Origin of the sequence: Bordetella petrii (assembly GCF_020991325.1) — a bacterium.
Classification (GTDB): domain Bacteria; phylum Pseudomonadota; class Gammaproteobacteria; order Burkholderiales; family Burkholderiaceae_B; genus Bordetella_A; species Bordetella_A petrii_E.
This window is the reverse complement of the sequence record NZ_JAJMLX010000439.1, coordinates 1-2,297: the sequence shown is the minus strand read 5'-3', so window position 1 is coordinate 2,297 and position 2,297 is coordinate 1. Positions and strand designations below refer to the sequence as shown.

2 protein-coding genes are annotated in these 2,297 nt (G+C 66.3%); one reads left to right on the top strand and one right to left on the bottom strand.

All coding sequences use genetic code 11. The features are described from left to right. Nucleotides 1-94 precede the first annotated feature (94 nt). Nucleotides 95-721 carry a LemA family protein gene (locus LPZ50_RS24235; protein WP_230665393.1) on the bottom strand — a complete coding sequence of 209 codons (627 nt, stop codon included), beginning with the start codon at nucleotides 719-721 and terminating at the stop codon, nucleotides 95-97. Nucleotides 722-1,018: 297 nt separating this feature from the next. Here LPZ50_RS24235 and LPZ50_RS24230 point away from each other — a divergent pair. Further along, nucleotides 1,019-2,297: DEAD/DEAH box helicase (locus LPZ50_RS24230; RefSeq protein WP_230665392.1), on the top strand; the 1,279-nt coding region annotated here is incomplete at its 3' end.

Below are 2,297 nucleotides of genomic sequence, written 5' to 3'. Positions count from 1 at the left end.
CACGGCAGCGGGCGGGGCGGGCTGCGCCAGGGCCGGCGCCCCCGCCAGCATGCCCAGCCATACCAGCAGGGCGGCCAGCCAAGCCATCGGGCGCTTATTGGGCGGGCTTGGGGCTGCTGGCATCATTGCTGAACTTGATTTCCGGCGGGCGGGAAATGGCGGCCTCGTCCTCGACGCCGAAATTGGCCTTGGGCGCGTAGCCGAAGATCTTGGCCGTGATCACCCCCGGGAACTGGCGCACCAGCACGTTGTACTGCTGCACCGACTGCACATACCGCCCACGTGCCACCGAAATGCGGTTCTCGGTGCCTTCCAGCTGCGCCTGCAGGTCGCGGAACAGGCCATCGGCCTTCAATTGCGGATAGTTTTCCGACACGGCGATCAGGCGCGACAGGGCCGACGTGAGCTGGGCCTGGGCCTGCTGGAAGCGCTGCAGGGCCTGCGGGTCGTCGAGCTGGTCGGCGGATATCTGCAGGGTGCCGACCTTGCTGCGCGCCTCGGTCACCTGGGTCAGCACCTCGCGCTCGTGCGTCATGTAGGCATCCACCGATTTCACCAGCTGCGGCACCAGGTCGGCGCGCCGCTGGTATTGGTTCAAGACTTCGGACCAGGCCGCCTTGACCTGTTCGTCGGCCGCCTGGATGCTGTTGTATCCACAACCGGACAGCAGCGTGGCTGTCGACACGGCCAGGGCCAGGCCCCACCAGCGCAAGATATTCATGGTGTCGTGATTCCTGTTCGGGGGAAATGCCGCCATTACAGCAGGTAGCCCGGCGTTTGCCCAGGGCGGGCCGCGGCGGCCCCCGGCCTTTGTTACCACAAGACACTGGCCACGCCGTGCATAAATACCGGCATGGGCTACAATGCCGGCGGTGTGCACAGCCAATCGGCACACGTTCGCTGGCGCATCGCCGCCACGCCCGGGCCCTGCTTAGGTACGGGCCTTTCCTTTTCTCCTCATTCGACCGCCTGGATTGGAGTCTCTCAACTTGAGCGACAGGCTGCCGCTGGAGTTGTTTTGACTGCCATCGTTTCTTTCGCCGACCTCGGTCTGGCCGATCCCCTTTTGCGTGCCATCGCCGACACCGGCTATACCGCGCCCACTCCCATCCAGGCCCAGGCCATCCCGCAAGTACTGAAGGGCGGCGACCTGCTGGCCGCCGCGCAAACCGGCACCGGCAAGACCGCCGGCTTCACGCTGCCCATTCTGCACCTGCTGATGCAGAACAAGCCGGCCCTGAAGAAGCCGGGCCGCCCGCGTTGCCTGATCCTGACGCCCACGCGCGAACTGACGGCGCAAGTGGCCGAATCGGTGCAAACCTATGGCAAGCACACGCCGCTGACATCCATGGTGATGTTCGGCGGGGTCAATATCAATCCGCAGATTTCCGCCCTGCGCAAGCCGCTGGATATCCTGGTGGCCACGCCCGGCCGCCTGCTGGACCACTGCGGCCAGAAAACCGTGGACCTGTCCGGCGTGGAAATCCTGGTGCTGGACGAAGCCGACCGCATGCTGGACATGGGCTTCATCCGCGACATCCGCAAAGTACTGGCCCTGCTGCCCAAGCAGCGCCAGAACCTGCTGTTCTCGGCCACCTTCTCGGACGAGATCCGCAGCCTGGCGCGCGGCGTGCTGAACAACCCGGGCGAAGTCTCGGTCACCCCGCGCAACACCGCCACCGAGCTGGTGACGCAAACCGTGCATCTGGTGGAGCAGCATCACAAGCGCGACCTGATCAGCCACATCATCCGCGAAAGCGGCTGGCACCAGGTGCTGGTGTTCACCCGCACCAAACATGGCGCCAACCGCCTGGCCGAAAAACTTACCAAGGACGGCCTGAGCGCCGCCGCCATCCACGGCAACAAGAGCCAGGCGGCCCGTACCCGCGCCTTGGCGGGTTTCAAGGACGGTAACGTGGCCGTGCTGGTGGCCACCGACATCGCCGCCCGCGGCCTGGACATCGACCAACTGCCCCAGGTGGTGAATTTCGAGCTGCCCAATGTGCCCGAAGACTACGTGCACCGCATCGGCCGCACCGGCCGGGCCGGCGCCACGGGCGCGGCGGTGTCGCTGGTGGACAGTAGCGAAATCAAGCTGCTCAAGGGCATCGAGCGCCTGATCGGCAAGACCATCGAACGCAAGCCGGTAGACGGCTGGACCCCGCCCGCCGGCAGCAGCGCCGCCACGTACGCCCGCCAGGAACGCGAGGAAGACACCCGCCAGCCAGCGCGCGCGCGGCGCGGCATCCAGGGCGAACAGGCCATTGCCCAGTTTCAGGAAGCTGGCGACGCGCGCC

Bases quoted from the DNA above. Each gene is read 5' to 3' on its own strand.
- LPZ50_RS24235 (WP_230665393.1), bottom strand. From the start codon at position 721: ATGAATATCTTGCGCTGGTGGGGCCTGGCCCTGGCCGTGTCGACAGCC.